This is a genomic window from Nonlabens sp. Asnod2-A12 (genome assembly GCF_045063745.1).
Taxonomy (GTDB): domain Bacteria; phylum Bacteroidota; class Bacteroidia; order Flavobacteriales; family Flavobacteriaceae; genus Nonlabens; species Nonlabens xylanidelens.
On the sequence record NZ_JBEFOB010000003.1, the window covers coordinates 642,473 to 655,238 of the forward strand.

Annotated in this window: 17 protein-coding genes; 16 read left to right on the top strand and 1 reads right to left on the bottom strand. The window is 33.6% G+C overall.

Annotated features, from left to right (window positions below; all coding sequences use genetic code 11):
- Positions 1-506 precede the first annotated feature (506 nt).
- The 12 genes from ACJJVJ_RS03015 (at position 507) to ACJJVJ_RS03070 (ending at position 8,307) form a co-directional block, all read left to right on the top strand.
- Complete coding sequence (locus ACJJVJ_RS03015; RefSeq protein ID WP_405368890.1) at positions 507-1,217, top strand: hypothetical protein; 711 nt, start codon at positions 507-509, stop codon at positions 1,215-1,217.
- A gap of 21 nt (positions 1,218-1,238) precedes the next feature.
- On the top strand, positions 1,239-1,832 hold the full coding sequence (locus tag ACJJVJ_RS03020; protein WP_405368892.1) for a hypothetical protein: 594 nt from the start codon (positions 1,239-1,241) through the stop codon (positions 1,830-1,832).
- Between the two features lie 131 nt (positions 1,833-1,963).
- Positions 1,964-2,290 (top strand): DMT family transporter, encoded by a 327-nt coding sequence (locus ACJJVJ_RS03025; protein WP_405368894.1) that lies wholly within the window; start codon positions 1,964-1,966, stop codon positions 2,288-2,290.
- Between the two features lie 211 nt (positions 2,291-2,501).
- On the top strand, positions 2,502-3,065 hold the full coding sequence (locus ACJJVJ_RS03030) for a TetR/AcrR family transcriptional regulator (RefSeq protein WP_405368896.1): 564 nt from the start codon (positions 2,502-2,504) through the stop codon (positions 3,063-3,065).
- Between the two features lie 71 nt (positions 3,066-3,136).
- Positions 3,137-3,685, top strand: coding sequence for a carboxymuconolactone decarboxylase family protein (locus ACJJVJ_RS03035; RefSeq protein ID WP_104515113.1), 549 nt, complete (start codon positions 3,137-3,139; stop codon positions 3,683-3,685).
- Between the two features lie 104 nt (positions 3,686-3,789).
- Positions 3,790-4,521 (top strand): SDR family oxidoreductase, encoded by a 732-nt coding sequence (locus tag ACJJVJ_RS03040; RefSeq protein WP_405368898.1) that lies wholly within the window; start codon positions 3,790-3,792, stop codon positions 4,519-4,521.
- Between the two features lie 26 nt (positions 4,522-4,547).
- Positions 4,548-4,862, top strand: coding sequence for an EthD family reductase (locus ACJJVJ_RS03045; protein WP_405368900.1), 315 nt, complete (start codon positions 4,548-4,550; stop codon positions 4,860-4,862).
- 2 nt (positions 4,863-4,864) lie between these two features.
- Positions 4,865-5,512, top strand: a complete 648-nt coding sequence (locus tag ACJJVJ_RS03050) for a DsbA family protein (protein WP_405368901.1) — start codon at positions 4,865-4,867, stop codon at positions 5,510-5,512.
- 126 nt (positions 5,513-5,638) lie between these two features.
- Positions 5,639-6,463, top strand: coding sequence for a DUF6503 family protein (locus ACJJVJ_RS03055; RefSeq protein ID WP_405368903.1), 825 nt, complete (start codon positions 5,639-5,641; stop codon positions 6,461-6,463).
- Positions 6,464-6,542: 79 nt separating this feature from the next.
- Positions 6,543-7,232 (top strand): haloacid dehalogenase type II, encoded by a 690-nt coding sequence (locus ACJJVJ_RS03060; protein WP_405368905.1) that lies wholly within the window; start codon positions 6,543-6,545, stop codon positions 7,230-7,232.
- 101 nt (positions 7,233-7,333) lie between these two features.
- On the top strand, positions 7,334-7,696 hold the full coding sequence (locus tag ACJJVJ_RS03065; protein ID WP_405368906.1) for a DUF1304 domain-containing protein: 363 nt from the start codon (positions 7,334-7,336) through the stop codon (positions 7,694-7,696).
- 11 nt (positions 7,697-7,707) lie between these two features.
- Positions 7,708-8,307: a transglycosylase domain-containing protein gene (locus ACJJVJ_RS03070; protein ID WP_405368908.1), complete on the top strand. Its 600-nt coding sequence runs from the start codon at positions 7,708-7,710 to the stop codon at positions 8,305-8,307.
- An 82-nt stretch (positions 8,308-8,389) separates the two neighbouring features.
- Here ACJJVJ_RS03070 and ACJJVJ_RS03075 read toward each other — a convergent pair whose 3' ends face one another.
- Positions 8,390-8,641: a type B 50S ribosomal protein L31 gene (locus tag ACJJVJ_RS03075; protein WP_104515121.1), complete on the bottom strand. Its 252-nt coding sequence runs from the start codon at positions 8,639-8,641 to the stop codon at positions 8,390-8,392.
- A 150-nt stretch (positions 8,642-8,791) separates the two neighbouring features.
- Between ACJJVJ_RS03075 and ACJJVJ_RS03080 the strand changes: the two genes are divergently transcribed.
- The 4 genes from ACJJVJ_RS03080 to ACJJVJ_RS03095 all read left to right on the top strand — a co-directional run bounded on the left by ACJJVJ_RS03080 (position 8,792) and on the right by ACJJVJ_RS03095 (position 12,766).
- A complete protein-coding gene (locus tag ACJJVJ_RS03080) occupies positions 8,792-9,289 on the top strand; it encodes a DUF4199 family protein (protein ID WP_170034547.1) in 498 nt (165 codons plus the stop codon).
- A gap of 44 nt (positions 9,290-9,333) precedes the next feature.
- Positions 9,334-9,894 (top strand): DUF4199 domain-containing protein, encoded by a 561-nt coding sequence (locus ACJJVJ_RS03085; protein ID WP_405368910.1) that lies wholly within the window; start codon positions 9,334-9,336, stop codon positions 9,892-9,894.
- A gap of 1 nt (position 9,895) precedes the next feature.
- Positions 9,896-10,864 carry a glycosyltransferase family 2 protein gene (locus tag ACJJVJ_RS03090; protein WP_405371223.1) on the top strand — a complete coding sequence of 323 codons (969 nt, stop codon included), beginning with the start codon at positions 9,896-9,898 and terminating at the stop codon, positions 10,862-10,864.
- Positions 10,865-11,053: 189 nt separating this feature from the next.
- Complete coding sequence (locus tag ACJJVJ_RS03095; protein ID WP_405368911.1) at positions 11,054-12,766, top strand: phospho-sugar mutase; 1,713 nt, start codon at positions 11,054-11,056, stop codon at positions 12,764-12,766.

Genomic DNA, 12,766 nt, shown 5'->3' on the forward strand with positions numbered 1-12,766 from the left:
TAGTAATCTTATTATAAGAATACTAGAGATTTTTATATAAAAATGTTAATCTATTGATTAAACCTTTAAACATTTTTACAGTCTAAACTTGAATCGAATAAATTGCTTTATGAGTATGTATAGGATGTGTGCATCAATTTTGATAAAAAACATCTTTACTGTTCAAATGCGATTCTCACTTTTCATAAAGAAGAGCAAGCAGTAATAACATTTACTAAAGCAATCGATTACCCAATAAGTACTAGTTATAATAGTATCTCAGCCCAGATAATATTATAAGTAGACAGCCTTTCTTTTCCCTATCCAAAACTAAGTTGTTTACTCTAGCCCATAGTTTCATTTTATGAAACTATGGGCTTTTGATGTGTCCGTTATGAATAAATCCACTGTTAAAGTAACTACAAAGAGACTAATGGAACTATAAAAATGTGGTAATTATGACCTTTGAAAGATTCAAAAAGTGAATTAAAACTATCCTTAACCATCAATTTTAACCCAAAACGACTATGAAAAAGCTCATTTTATTAACCGCAGCATGTACCACTATACTATTTGCTAGTTGTAAGAATAAACCTGATGAAACTACGGTTACAACCGCTCAAAAAGAAGTGACCACAGCATCTGTTCAAGAAGAAAAGAACGAATTAAAATTTACCAATGAACAATTTTATGATGCCGATGGAAATTTTCTAGAAGAAAAAGCAAAGGATGCACTTATAGAAATGCTAGAATATCATGATTACCCTATATTTGATGGATTGAGAGAAAAGATATGGTTAACAGATTATAATAAAGGTAACTATCTAGAACTAGGACTAGCGTCTGTCATGTTTGTGAATAATGAAACTGATCAATACATGTTAATGGACATCTTTTTATTACCTGGACAGATGTTAGGAGAACACATGCATTATGCTGCAAAGGGTAATCCAGCAAAAATGGAAGGCTGGTTAATAAGACATGGAAAAAGCTATATAGTAGGTGTAGGAGAAGATAACAGCGATCAATTCCCACAAGTGATAGTACCTAATTCACATTGGGATGGAAAAACGACTACTCATCATATTATAGAAGCCTTTGAAGGTGATTTTGCAAAATTAGCTGAAGTAGAATCGGCACACTGGCAAATGGCTGGACCAGATGGTGCAGTAATTACCGAGGTAGGAAATGTACATACTAATGAAGGAGTGCGTAGGTCTGATCCTGCGATGAATTAATAAAACAAAAAACTAGAATAAATGAACATCCAGAAACAATTGATAACCTTACTTTTTATAACAGTAAGTAGTATTGCGCTAGCTCAAGAAACTAAAAACCAGATTCAGGCAGATTTTACAAATTACCTGAATTCTATCGTGAATATGGAGCTAGAAAAATCTCTAGATTATATGCCTACAGAGTTTTTTGACATTATTCCTAAAGCAAAAATGCTGGAAGTAATGAAGCAAACTTTCAATAATCCAGATATGGAGATAGATATAAAGAACCCTACTATTTTAAAAATAGACGATGCTCAAAAAATAGAAAACAAGTATTATTCCCTTCTCACCTATTCTAGCCAGATGGACATGAAAATTAATGGTGAAGAACAAGAAACTGAAGAAGATAAAAAACTACGTATAAGCATGACCAAAACTGCTTTTCAACAAAGCTTTGGAGCAGAAAACGTAGTTTATAATGATACCACTGGATTTTTTGAAATTCAATCTCAAAAAGATGTTTATGGAATATCTGATAATGGTAAAACCGGATGGAAATTCTTAGTATTAGAAAAGAATCAAAAAGTTATTTTAGAAAAATTACTTCCTGCACAGTTAATTCAGGATCTATAATATTGATGATTTATAAAATTTTAAAACCTACAGTCTCTATAACTAGAAGCTGTAGGTTTTTATTTTATGATGATATGAAATATTAATTTGAGAGTTTAAATAGTATAAATTTACCTTCATAAGAACGACTCATGAATTGGATTCTTTTAATTATCGCCGGTCTATTTGAGATAGGTTTTGCTACCTGTCTGGGTAAAGCAAAAGAAGCCACTGGCACCACAGCTATATACTGGTATCTAGGTTTTGTTATTTGCCTAGCTATAAGTATGACTTTACTTATTAAAGCGTCTCGAGAAATCCCAATAGGTACCGCATATGCTGTCTGGACTGGTATAGGTGCAGTAGGAACGGTTACTTTGGGTATCTTAGTATTCAATGAACCTGCTACTTACTGGAGACTCTTTTTTATTACTACATTAATCATTTCTATAGTTGGTTTAAAATTTGTATCTAACTAGTTCCACCTACCCTATTCTCTATTGTTATTGAGATTCTACCCTATTTACGCTCATATTTTAATTACAAATTACATAAATAGCTATTAATTAAAATTTTAACTTATTTATTGTTGGTTTTATTCCGCTTTCGCGAAAGCGAGATCATTAAATAATTGTTAAACACTTTATAATAACTAAACGATAGGTTAGTTTTGTACCGTAGTTAGAACTAATGGCTAGAAAAAAAGAATATAACGAGAGTGAAGTAGTTGAAAAGGCGATGAACCTATTTTGGCGCAATGGTTATGAAACCACTTCTATGCAGATGCTTGAAAAAGAAATGGGCATCAATAAATTTTCTATATATTCTAGTTTTGGAAGTAAGCATGGATTGTTCTTGGAGAGTTTAAATTGTTACAAAACAAAGGTAAACGAGATTCTAGAGAAGTTTAAAAATGCTGATAATGGTATAGAAGATGTAAAGCAATTTTTCTATGATTCTGTAAATATTAATTACAAAGGCTTTCATCAAAAAGGCTGTCTTGTAACTAATACGTACAATGAATTTTCTGAAAGCGAAGATGAATTAATTAAAGAACAAATGGGTTCTTTTATGGAACATCTCAAATCTTTAATCATAGAAAAATTAAAAACAGATACTTCTAAAAGTGAAGAACTGGTGCTTAAACAAGCTAACTATCTATTGCTCGCAAAGCATGGCCTAGCTGCCGCTTCTAGAGTAAATAGCAAACAAGAAATTGAAGATTACATAGAAATGACTTTCTATAATTTATAACTATTTTTTTTACACTATAACTAAATGATTGTTTAGTTATAATTAACATAAACAACATAAAAATTAAAATTATGACAACTTTAAAAGTTCACAACATCGAGAGTGCTCCAGAAGAGAGTAAACCATTATTAGAAGGATCACAGAAATCGTTTGGAATGATACCAGGTTTACACGGTGTTCTTGCCGCGTCTCCACAATTACTTAAGGCGTATCAGCAACTTCATGAATTATTCATGAATTCATCTTTCAACACAGATGAGTTAACGGTGGTATGGCAAACGATAAATGTAGAGCATGGATGTCATTACTGTGTACCAGCACATACAGGAATCGCAAAAATGATGAAAGTAGATGACGCTATCACAGAAGCATTACGTAATGAAACACCACTAGCAGATTCTAAACTAGAGGCACTACGTACATTTACATTATCTCTAGTACGCAATCGTGGTAACGTTTCTCAAGAAGACCTAGACACATTCTATGCTGCAGGTTATGGAGAGCAACAAGTACTGGATATTATCTTAGGATTATCGCAAAAAGTAATTAGCAATTATACAAATCACATCGCAAACACACCTGTAGATGCTGCATTTGAAAAATTTGCTTGGAAAAAATAAAATGTAAATCCCCTTAAATACATTTTTAAACGGTAGACCTTCCTTGAGCAATTTAGGAAGGTTTGCTATTTAATAGATTTAGTAAACTTAAAAAAAACAAAATTATGAGTATTTCCATCGAGAATAAAGTAGCTTTAGTAACTGGTGCAAATCGAGGAATAGGTAAAGCAATAGTGGAGTCGTTTTTAAAACACGGTGCAAAAAAAGTTTATCTAGCTGTACGAGATATTAATTCTACTAAGGAACTAGAAGATGCTTATGGCGACCAAGTAGTTACCGTACAAGCAGATGTATCTAGTACAGAATCTATTAATGCACTTGCTCAACAAACTAGTGATGTAGAAATAGTAGTGAATAACGCAGGTATAGGAAACCCACAAGGTACTCTAGGTGAAGATGTAGAAAAAGATTTTGAAAATCAACTGCAGGTAAATGCATTTGGTTTACTACGTGTTGCAAATGCTTTTGCTCAAACACTAGAAGATAAAAAAGGCGCATTAGTACAATTAAATTCTATCGCTTCTATGAAGAATTTTTCTCAACTCTCTACCTATTCTGCTTCAAAAGCGGCTTCTTATTCTTTAACACAAGGTTTAAGAACAGAATTAGGTCCTAAAGGTGTGAGCATATTAAGTGTACATCCTGGACCTATAGATACGGACATGGCAGCAACAGCTGGTTTTGAAAATGCATCATCAACAACTGATGTTTCTGAAGGTATCATGAAAGCGTTAGAAGCTGGCGATTTTCACTTATTTCCAGACGAAATGGCAAAACAAGTAGAGAGCGCTTATGAAGGGTTTTCTGAAAATGTAGTCTTAGCAGACTTCTCTTAATATTAATAATCTCAAAAAATAAAATAATGATTAAGGTATCTGTAATGTATCCGAACAGCAAAGATGTAAAGTTTGATACAGAGTATTATAAAAACAACCACTTACCTATGGTTGCTAATAAATTAGGTGACGCATTAAAAGGTCTAGAACTAGATCTAGGTATAGCAAGTAAAACTCCTGGAGAGTTAGCTCCTTATGTGGTTATTGCACATTTAAAATTTGATGATGTAGCTTCGTTTCAAGCGGCATTTGGTCCACACGCGGCAGTTTTTGCAGCAGATGTAGAGAATTACAGTAATGTACAAGCCGATCTACAGATAAGCGAACTGGTAACTTTTTAAAGATGAAAGAAAAATTAAAAATTGACATTGTTTCTGACGTAGTATGCCCATGGTGTACCATAGGTTATAAACGATTAGAAAAAGCTATAAATGAGCTAGGAATTCAAGATCAAGTTACTATAGAATGGCAACCTTTTGAATTAAATCCTAACATGCCTGTTACTGGTCAAGATTTAACAGAGCATATTGCTGAAAAGTACGGTTCTACTCTACAACAACAAAAAGATTCACGACAGCATATGTCTGACGCTGGAGAAGAACTAGGATTTACTTTTGATTATTTTGATGGTATGAAAATGGTAAACACCTTTGACGCTCATATTCTTCTAGAATATGCAAAAGAATTTGATAAACAAACTGAACTAAAAATGCGATTTACAACAGCATTTTTTAGTGAACGTAAAGATGTATCAAAAAGAGATGTACTTAAAGAAGCTCTAATAGATGTAGGCCTAAATGCTGAAGAAGGACTGGCAAGACTAGAAAGTGACGAAGCTCGTAACGAGGTTAGAACTACTCAAAGCTACTGGCAAAATCTAGGAGTAACATCTGTTCCTACTATAGTTTTTGACAGAAAAAGTGCCGTTACTGGAGCACAACCTGTAGATACTTTTAAACAAGTTCTTAATGAATTAATGAAAGAAGATTAACACACCATGTATCTTCAAACATCTAATCATTTATAAATTAAAAATAGATCTAATCCATTTAAAATGGATTAGATCTATTATAATACTATATCAACTCATTCATAACTCCATAAAACTATTACCACTATGAAACTTAACTTACTTACTTTATCATTATGCTTTTTACTACTAGCTTGTAATGATAATAAACATGCAACAACAGCTCAAGAAATAGAGCCTGAACCAACTCAAGAATTCCAGAATAAAGGCCATGAACTGGTGTATCAAATGGTTCAAAAAGTAGGTGATTATCAAAAGTTACTGGATAAAAAAGATGTCTCTTACACTTTAACTTACCGCACAGCAGACGGAAAACTTGATGTCACCAACGAGAAATATATTTTTGATGGAGAACTTTCTTATGGATATTACCATAAACATGAAAGAACTCTTCCTGATCTAGACGGTATTATTGAGCAAGGATTTGACGGTAATGATTACTGGTTAAAGAATAATGAAGAGCAAATAATTGAGCAAAAGTATCTGGACAAAGTAAAATTTAACAGACCTACTAATTTCTATTGGTTTGCCATGATGCCTAAATTATTAGATGACAACCTTGTGTATGAATATGTAGAATCAAAAACCATAAACGATAAAGAATATGATGTAGTTAAGGTTTCTTTTAACCTAGCCGAAAAGAAAGCTACTGATATTTATCAGGTTTATATCAACAAAGAAACCGGTCTAGTAGATCAGTTTCTATTTACTGTCGCAGATTACAATGTCATAGAGACTCCAGCTTTAATGCAAGTTGAATATGAAAATATAGATGGAGTATTATTACCTACCACTAGAAAATATAAAAAATCTTCATGGGATGCTATCGTGACAGACGCTCCATGGGTACAAGTAAACTGGACTGATATTAAATTTAATAACGGTTTTACTTTAAGCGATTTTCAATTATAATTTGACAAAAGTCTAACAGTATTATTTAAGAGGTTTAATTAAATTTAAACCTCTTTCTTATTTAAAAAAAACAAGATTTATGCAACCTTTGACAAGACCCAAAGTATTATTCTTTGATGTAAATGAAACTTTATTAGATATAAGCCCTTTAAAAGTTGAAATAGGTAAAACTTTAAATGGCAGGGAAGATTTGCTATCATTATGGTTTACCACTATGTTACAGTATTCATTAGTTGCATCAGCAGGTGATCAATATGAGCATTTTAGTTCCATAGGTGCAGCAACGTTACAAATGGTTGCCGCAAATAACGATATAGAGTTATCTCAAGAAGAAGCTAGAGATGTAGTAGTAAAGTCATTAAGAAGTTTATCTGCACATCCTGAAGTTAAAGGAGCACTGTCTCAATTAAAGGAAAATGGGTACAAATTAGTTTCATACACTAATTCCTCAAACGAAGGAGTAAAAAAACAGTTTGAAAATGCTGGTCTCACTTCGTACTTTGATGAAATGCTTAGTATAGAAGATGCAGGTAAATTCAAACCATTTAAACAGGCTTATAATTGGGCAGCAAATAAAATGAACGTCTCACCAGAAGAATGTATGCTGGTCGCAGCACATGGTTGGGATGTTGCAGGCGCCATGTGGGCCGGTTGGAGAGCTGCCTTTATAGCCAGACCTGGACAACAACAGTTTCCCCTTGCTGGTAAAACTGAAATACATGCAACCGATTTACAAAAAGCAACCGATATATTAGTAACCTACAAATAGATATTAAGATCTAAAAAACAGTTGTCACCTTTACCTTAATGATCATGAATAGATAAATTAAAGTTTCCACTACCTTTACTTATCTTAATATACCATAAATCATGAATACATTTATTTCTATTTTAATAGCTTTTATAGCTTTTTTACACCTTTACATCATGTATTTTGAGATGTTTGCTTGGGAAACTAAAGGTCGTAAAGTATTTAGTGATTTTCCAAAAGAATTATTCGGACAGACTACTGCGATGGCAGCTAATCAAGGACTGTACAATGGTTTTCTCGCAGCTGGTTTAATATGGACATTCTTCATAGAAAACGAAGCATGGAAAGATAACGTGAGTTTATTCTTTCTAGCCTGTATTGCAATAGCAGGTATTTACGGAGCCCTTACAGTCAGTAAGAAAATTATATTTGTACAAACCGTTCCTGCTGCACTAACTATTATTTTAATTTTAGTATTCTAAAAGTATCGTTATTGATTAAGAAGGTTATTAATTTCACTGCAAAAGTTATTCTAGTAAGCTCCATACTTATTAGTCTTCTGTTTTTTTGCGGTTATAAATATGTAGAATACCACCTAAAAAAATCTCTTAGCACACCTTTACATCACATAGAATCAGATATTCATAAAACAAAACCCTTACCAGATAATATTCTCGACACATTTAATGAAATGTATAAAACAAAACATGTAATCAGTTACATTAATGAGTCATTATTTGAAAATCGTAGTGGTAAATATATGAGTGAAGAGACAGCACAACTAATAATAGTTCATTATTCTAGTGGGCAAAATAGATATGGATTTCCTAAACTAGTTCTAGCGCATCAATTAGAACAGCAGTTTTCAGATGATCAGTTACTCGCATTTTACGCAAGTAATTTTGACTTTTTAAATAACAATACAGGCTTTTACAGCGCATCGTTACACTATTTTGATAAGAAGTTAGAAGACTTAAATAAAAGAGAGGCTGCCACATTAATTTTAATGCTGGACAACCCTAGAATGTATCATCCACATAGAGCATCTGCTCTAGAACGACTTAACCAGCGGTTAGAACTATTAGGTTATTAGAAAGATCCTTATGTAAAAATTATATAAACTAAAAACGCCTCGCAAATTGCGAGGCGTTTTGTATAAATAAAAATCGAGAAGATTACTTCTTGAATTTTGCGTATTTGTTTTTGAACTTGTCGATACGTCCTGCAGTATCAATAAGTTTGCTCTCCCCAGTATAGAATGGGTGAGAAGTACGAGAAATTTCCAATTTGATTAATGGATATTCAGTTCCTTCAAACTCAATTGTTTCACTAGTGTTAGCAGTAGACTTAGTTATGAATACGTCTTCGTTAGACATGTCCTTAAATGCTACTAATCTATAATTCTCTGGGTGTATTCCTTTTTGCATGACTTAAATTCTTATTCTTTTGCGGCTGCAAATTTAACTGTTTTTATTTAAATAACAACCTTTTAATCCTAAATTAATTTAAAGCAAATGTAACTCATAAAACCATAGTTCCTAGCTTTATATTTGCAAACTCAATTAAAAATCTTTTTAGTGGACAAAACGATCAAAAGAAATTCCTTTATTTTAGGAACCGTAGGCGCATTAATCACGCTAGCAATTTACATATACATGTGGCAAGCACAGGATTATTTAAATCCTTTGTTAAACACTTCCATATACCTTTACCCTATTCTTATAGGTGTCCTCGCACAAGTATGGGGTAGACTCGCTTTAAAAGGTAATGTTTCTTTTAAACAAGTCGTTCTAGCCTACTTCATTTGTATTCTCATGATTTTTATAACCGAGTCTGTTACATATTACATTTTACTTAATCATGTAGACACAAATGCAAAACAAATATTACTAGACGCATGGCGTGGAATTACCGAAAAAGGACAAAACAGCCTTGCAAAAAGTGATGTATTTAAAGCCCCTACTTATTCTCTATCAGAATTTGCATTAGGTTTTGCTACTAAAACACTCATGTTTACCGTACCAGGTTTAATCACAGGTTTAATAATCAGTAAAATACCACAAACTGGTAAGTAATTATTTGATCGTTATATTTGAAACATACAACATGACACTTTTAAATGAATAATTTAATAAAAGAAATACCGGTTAAGTATGGCCTTATAGGTTTTACCTTAATTATCGTCGCTTACTTTGCTATGTGGCAAATAGATCTAGGACTGTTCTTAAATCCATTAATCACTTATCCTATATCTATTATTGTTTTCATACTAGGTGTGGTGTCACAAACACAAGCAAAAAAGCAGCTAGAAGGTTACCTAAGTTTTGGAACTGCCCTACTCTATTTCATATTCACCGTTGCCATTGCCCTTTTAGGTTATGTTATTGCTGGTTTATTAATCTTTAACATCATCGATCCTGGTGCAAAAGAAGAACTGGTAGAACTAAGTATAGAAGCAGCCATGGAAATGAGTAGTACCATATTAAGTTGGTTCGGTATGGAAGACATTTCAGGTCAGGTATCAGAAGAGCAAATACGCCAGCAAATGAAATTTAGCCCTACACCATTTGGTTATGCCAGTCTTATAATAGGCTACATAGGTAATATTATTATGTTTACCGTAGGTGGCCTAATTTCTAGTCTTATCATTAAAAAAGAAAAACCTTACGAGTTTGAATAAAATGGACCTTTCCATAGTCATCCCATTACTCAATGAGGCAGACTCCATCCCAGAATTACAATCCTGGATAAACCGTGTAATGCAAACCACGGACTTATCTTATGAAGTGATTTATATAGATGACGGTAGTACAGATAGCAGTTGGAGTATAATAAGTACGCTTTCGCGAAAGCGAGAACAAGAAAATTCTCGTAACCCAATAAAAGGTATTAAATTCCAGGCCAATTACGGAAAATCACAAGCCTTACACGCTGGTTTTAAGATGACACAAGGTAACGTAGTCATTACTATGGATGCAGATTTACAGGATTCTCCAGACGAGATTCCTGAACTTTACAAGATGATTACCGTAGGAAATCACGACCTAGTAAGCGGCTGGAAAAAGAAACGCTATGATAGTGTTATTTCAAAAAATCTACCTAGCAAATTATTCAATTGGGCAGCGCGTAAAACTAGCGGTGTACAACTTAATGATTTTAACTGCGGTCTTAAAGCATATAAAAGTGCGGTCGTAAAAAATATCGATGTACATGGTGAGATGCACCGTTACATACCAGTGCTTTCTAAAAACGCTGGTTTTACAGACATTACAGAAAAAGAAGTCATTCATCAGGCACGTAAATATGGTACTACTAAGTTTGGTTATGAGCGATTCATAAACGGTTTTCTAGACCTTATAACTATAGCTTTTATATCTAAATACGGTAAACGACCTATGCACCTTTTTGGCACTCTAGGTGTTATCACGTTTATGATAGGTTTTATAACAGCAGGATATGTAGGTGTTTCAAAATTGTACCGCATGGCTGTAGACCTTCCTTATATTCTAGTTACTGATAATCCATGGTTCTTTATTGCACTTACCACTATGGTTTTAGGTACGCTTTTCTTTATAGCTGGTTTTTTAGGCGAGTTAATTTTAAGAAATGGTAATCAAGGCGATCGCTATAAAATTGCTGAAGAAATTTAACACCACCTGTTTACTTAGAACATCGAGATTAAATTTTAAAAGCCTTTTCTATTTGATATGGAGAAGGCTTTTTACTATTCATTTAAATAATAATAAAGCAACAATAGCAGACTATGCAACAACTTAAAACAACAACAAAGACTGCTCAGTAATTCTTATCTTTGTATTTAGAATACAAGCCAACAACACATGAATAAAGAACAGATCTTAAAAACCGCACAATCTTGGACTCAAGCACCTTTTGATGAGTCTACTGTAACACGTACTCTAGCATTAATCACTGCAAATAATGACGAGTTTCAAGAATCTTTCTATAAAGATCTAGAATTTGGTACAGGTGGTATGCGTGGTGTCATGGGTGTTGGGACTAATCGTATCAATAAATATACACTTGGTAAAAACACACAAGGTCTTTCTCAATACTTAAATAAGCAGTTTCCTGACGAGCAAGTAAAAGTAGCTATAGCCTATGATTGCCGTCATAATTCTAAAGAACTGGCACAAGTAGTTGCAAACGTTTTTAGTGCAAACGGCATTCACGTGTATCTGTTTCCAGACTTGCGCCCTACTCCATTGCTTTCTTATACGCTAAAAGCAAAGGACTGTCATGCAGGTATTGTATTAACGGCTAGTCACAATCCGCCAGAGTATAATGGCTATAAAGTGTACTGGCAAGATGGCGGACAACTCGTACCACCACAAGACAAAGAAATATTAGATTTAATCGGTTCATTAGAATTTGCCGATGTGAATTTTAATGGTAATCCAGAGTTAATAGAATTACTAACTGATGCAGACGATAATGTATTTATAGACGACAGCATAAAAGCAGGTAAAATAGCAGGAGATGTAGATCGCTCTCAATTAAAAATAGTTTTTACTAGCCTACATGGTACTAGTATTACTTTAATTCCAGAAACTTTAAAACGTGCTGGATACACAAATGTGCATATCGTAGAAGAACAAGCCGTACCTAATGGTGATTTCCCTACGGTAAAATCTCCTAATCCAGAAGAGCCAGAAGCGCTTAAAATGGCAGTAGATCTTGCAAATGAGATCGATGCTGACATGGTCATAGGTACAGATCCAGATTCTGACAGATTAGGTATTGCTGTGCGCGATACAGATGGTAACATGAAATTACTTAACGGTAACCAGACCATGGTTGCCATGACCGATTTTTTATTAAAGCAAAGCGATATAAAAGCGATGAAAGATCCGTTTATAGGATCTACTATCGTTTCTACACCTATGATGCACGATCTAGCGCATGCATATGACGTAGAATGTAAAGAAGGTCTTACTGGTTTTAAGTGGATTGCAAAAATGATTAAAGACCATCCACAACAGCACTTTATAGGTGGTGGCGAGGAAAGCTTTGGTTACATGGTAGGCGATTTTGTACGTGATAAAGATGCGGTTACTGCATGTTTACTAGCTTGTGAGATGTATGCTTTTGCAAAATCAAATTCATCGACCGTTTATCAAGAGTTGATAAAACTATATCTTAAATACGGTGTGTATCAAGAGAAATTAGTCTCTCTAGTTAAGAAAGGAATCTCTGGAGCTGCAGAGATTAAACAAATGATGATAGATCTAAGAGAAAACCCTCCTAAACAAATAGGCGGACAAGATGTCATTATAGTAGAAGATTATGCTGCAAGCACTAGAGAAAACAAGCATTTGAATAAAACTGAAACTCTTGATATTCCTAAATCTAATGTTTTAATCTTTTATCTAGCAGATGGCTCAAAGATTGCAGCACGACCTAGCGGTACAGAACCTAAAATAAAGTTCTATATCTCTGTAAAAACAGCGCTGGACAAAGTGGAAAATTACACCCTAATCCAGACACAATTAGAAGATAAAATTAAAGGCATTCTTGCCAGTTTTGATATTTAA

Excerpts from the sequence above, each read along its gene's own strand:
- ACJJVJ_RS03030 (WP_405368896.1), top strand. The coding sequence starts at position 2,502 with ATGGCTAGAAAAAAAGAATATAACGAGAGTGAAGTAGTTGAAAAGGCG.
- ACJJVJ_RS03060 (WP_405368905.1), top strand. The coding sequence starts at position 6,543 with ATGCAACCTTTGACAAGACCCAAAGTATTATTCTTTGATGTAAATGAA.
- ACJJVJ_RS03020 (WP_405368892.1), top strand. The coding sequence starts at position 1,239 with ATGAACATCCAGAAACAATTGATAACCTTACTTTTTATAACAGTAAGT.
- ACJJVJ_RS03035 (WP_104515113.1), top strand. The coding sequence starts at position 3,137 with ATGACAACTTTAAAAGTTCACAACATCGAGAGTGCTCCAGAAGAGAGT.
- ACJJVJ_RS03065 (WP_405368906.1), top strand. The coding sequence starts at position 7,334 with ATGAATACATTTATTTCTATTTTAATAGCTTTTATAGCTTTTTTACAC.
- ACJJVJ_RS03050 (WP_405368901.1), top strand. The coding sequence starts at position 4,865 with ATGAAAGAAAAATTAAAAATTGACATTGTTTCTGACGTAGTATGCCCA.
- ACJJVJ_RS03045 (WP_405368900.1), top strand. The coding sequence starts at position 4,548 with ATGATTAAGGTATCTGTAATGTATCCGAACAGCAAAGATGTAAAGTTT.
- ACJJVJ_RS03055 (WP_405368903.1), top strand. The coding sequence starts at position 5,639 with ATGAAACTTAACTTACTTACTTTATCATTATGCTTTTTACTACTAGCT.
- ACJJVJ_RS03025 (WP_405368894.1), top strand. The coding sequence starts at position 1,964 with ATGAATTGGATTCTTTTAATTATCGCCGGTCTATTTGAGATAGGTTTT.
- ACJJVJ_RS03040 (WP_405368898.1), top strand. The coding sequence starts at position 3,790 with ATGAGTATTTCCATCGAGAATAAAGTAGCTTTAGTAACTGGTGCAAAT.
- ACJJVJ_RS03090 (WP_405371223.1), top strand. The coding sequence starts at position 9,896 with ATGGACCTTTCCATAGTCATCCCATTACTCAATGAGGCAGACTCCATC.
- ACJJVJ_RS03085 (WP_405368910.1), top strand. The coding sequence starts at position 9,334 with ATGAATAATTTAATAAAAGAAATACCGGTTAAGTATGGCCTTATAGGT.
- ACJJVJ_RS03075 (WP_104515121.1), bottom strand. The coding sequence starts at position 8,641 with ATGCAAAAAGGAATACACCCAGAGAATTATAGATTAGTAGCATTTAAG.
- ACJJVJ_RS03015 (WP_405368890.1), top strand. The coding sequence starts at position 507 with ATGAAAAAGCTCATTTTATTAACCGCAGCATGTACCACTATACTATTT.
- ACJJVJ_RS03095 (WP_405368911.1), top strand. The coding sequence starts at position 11,054 with ATGAATAAAGAACAGATCTTAAAAACCGCACAATCTTGGACTCAAGCA.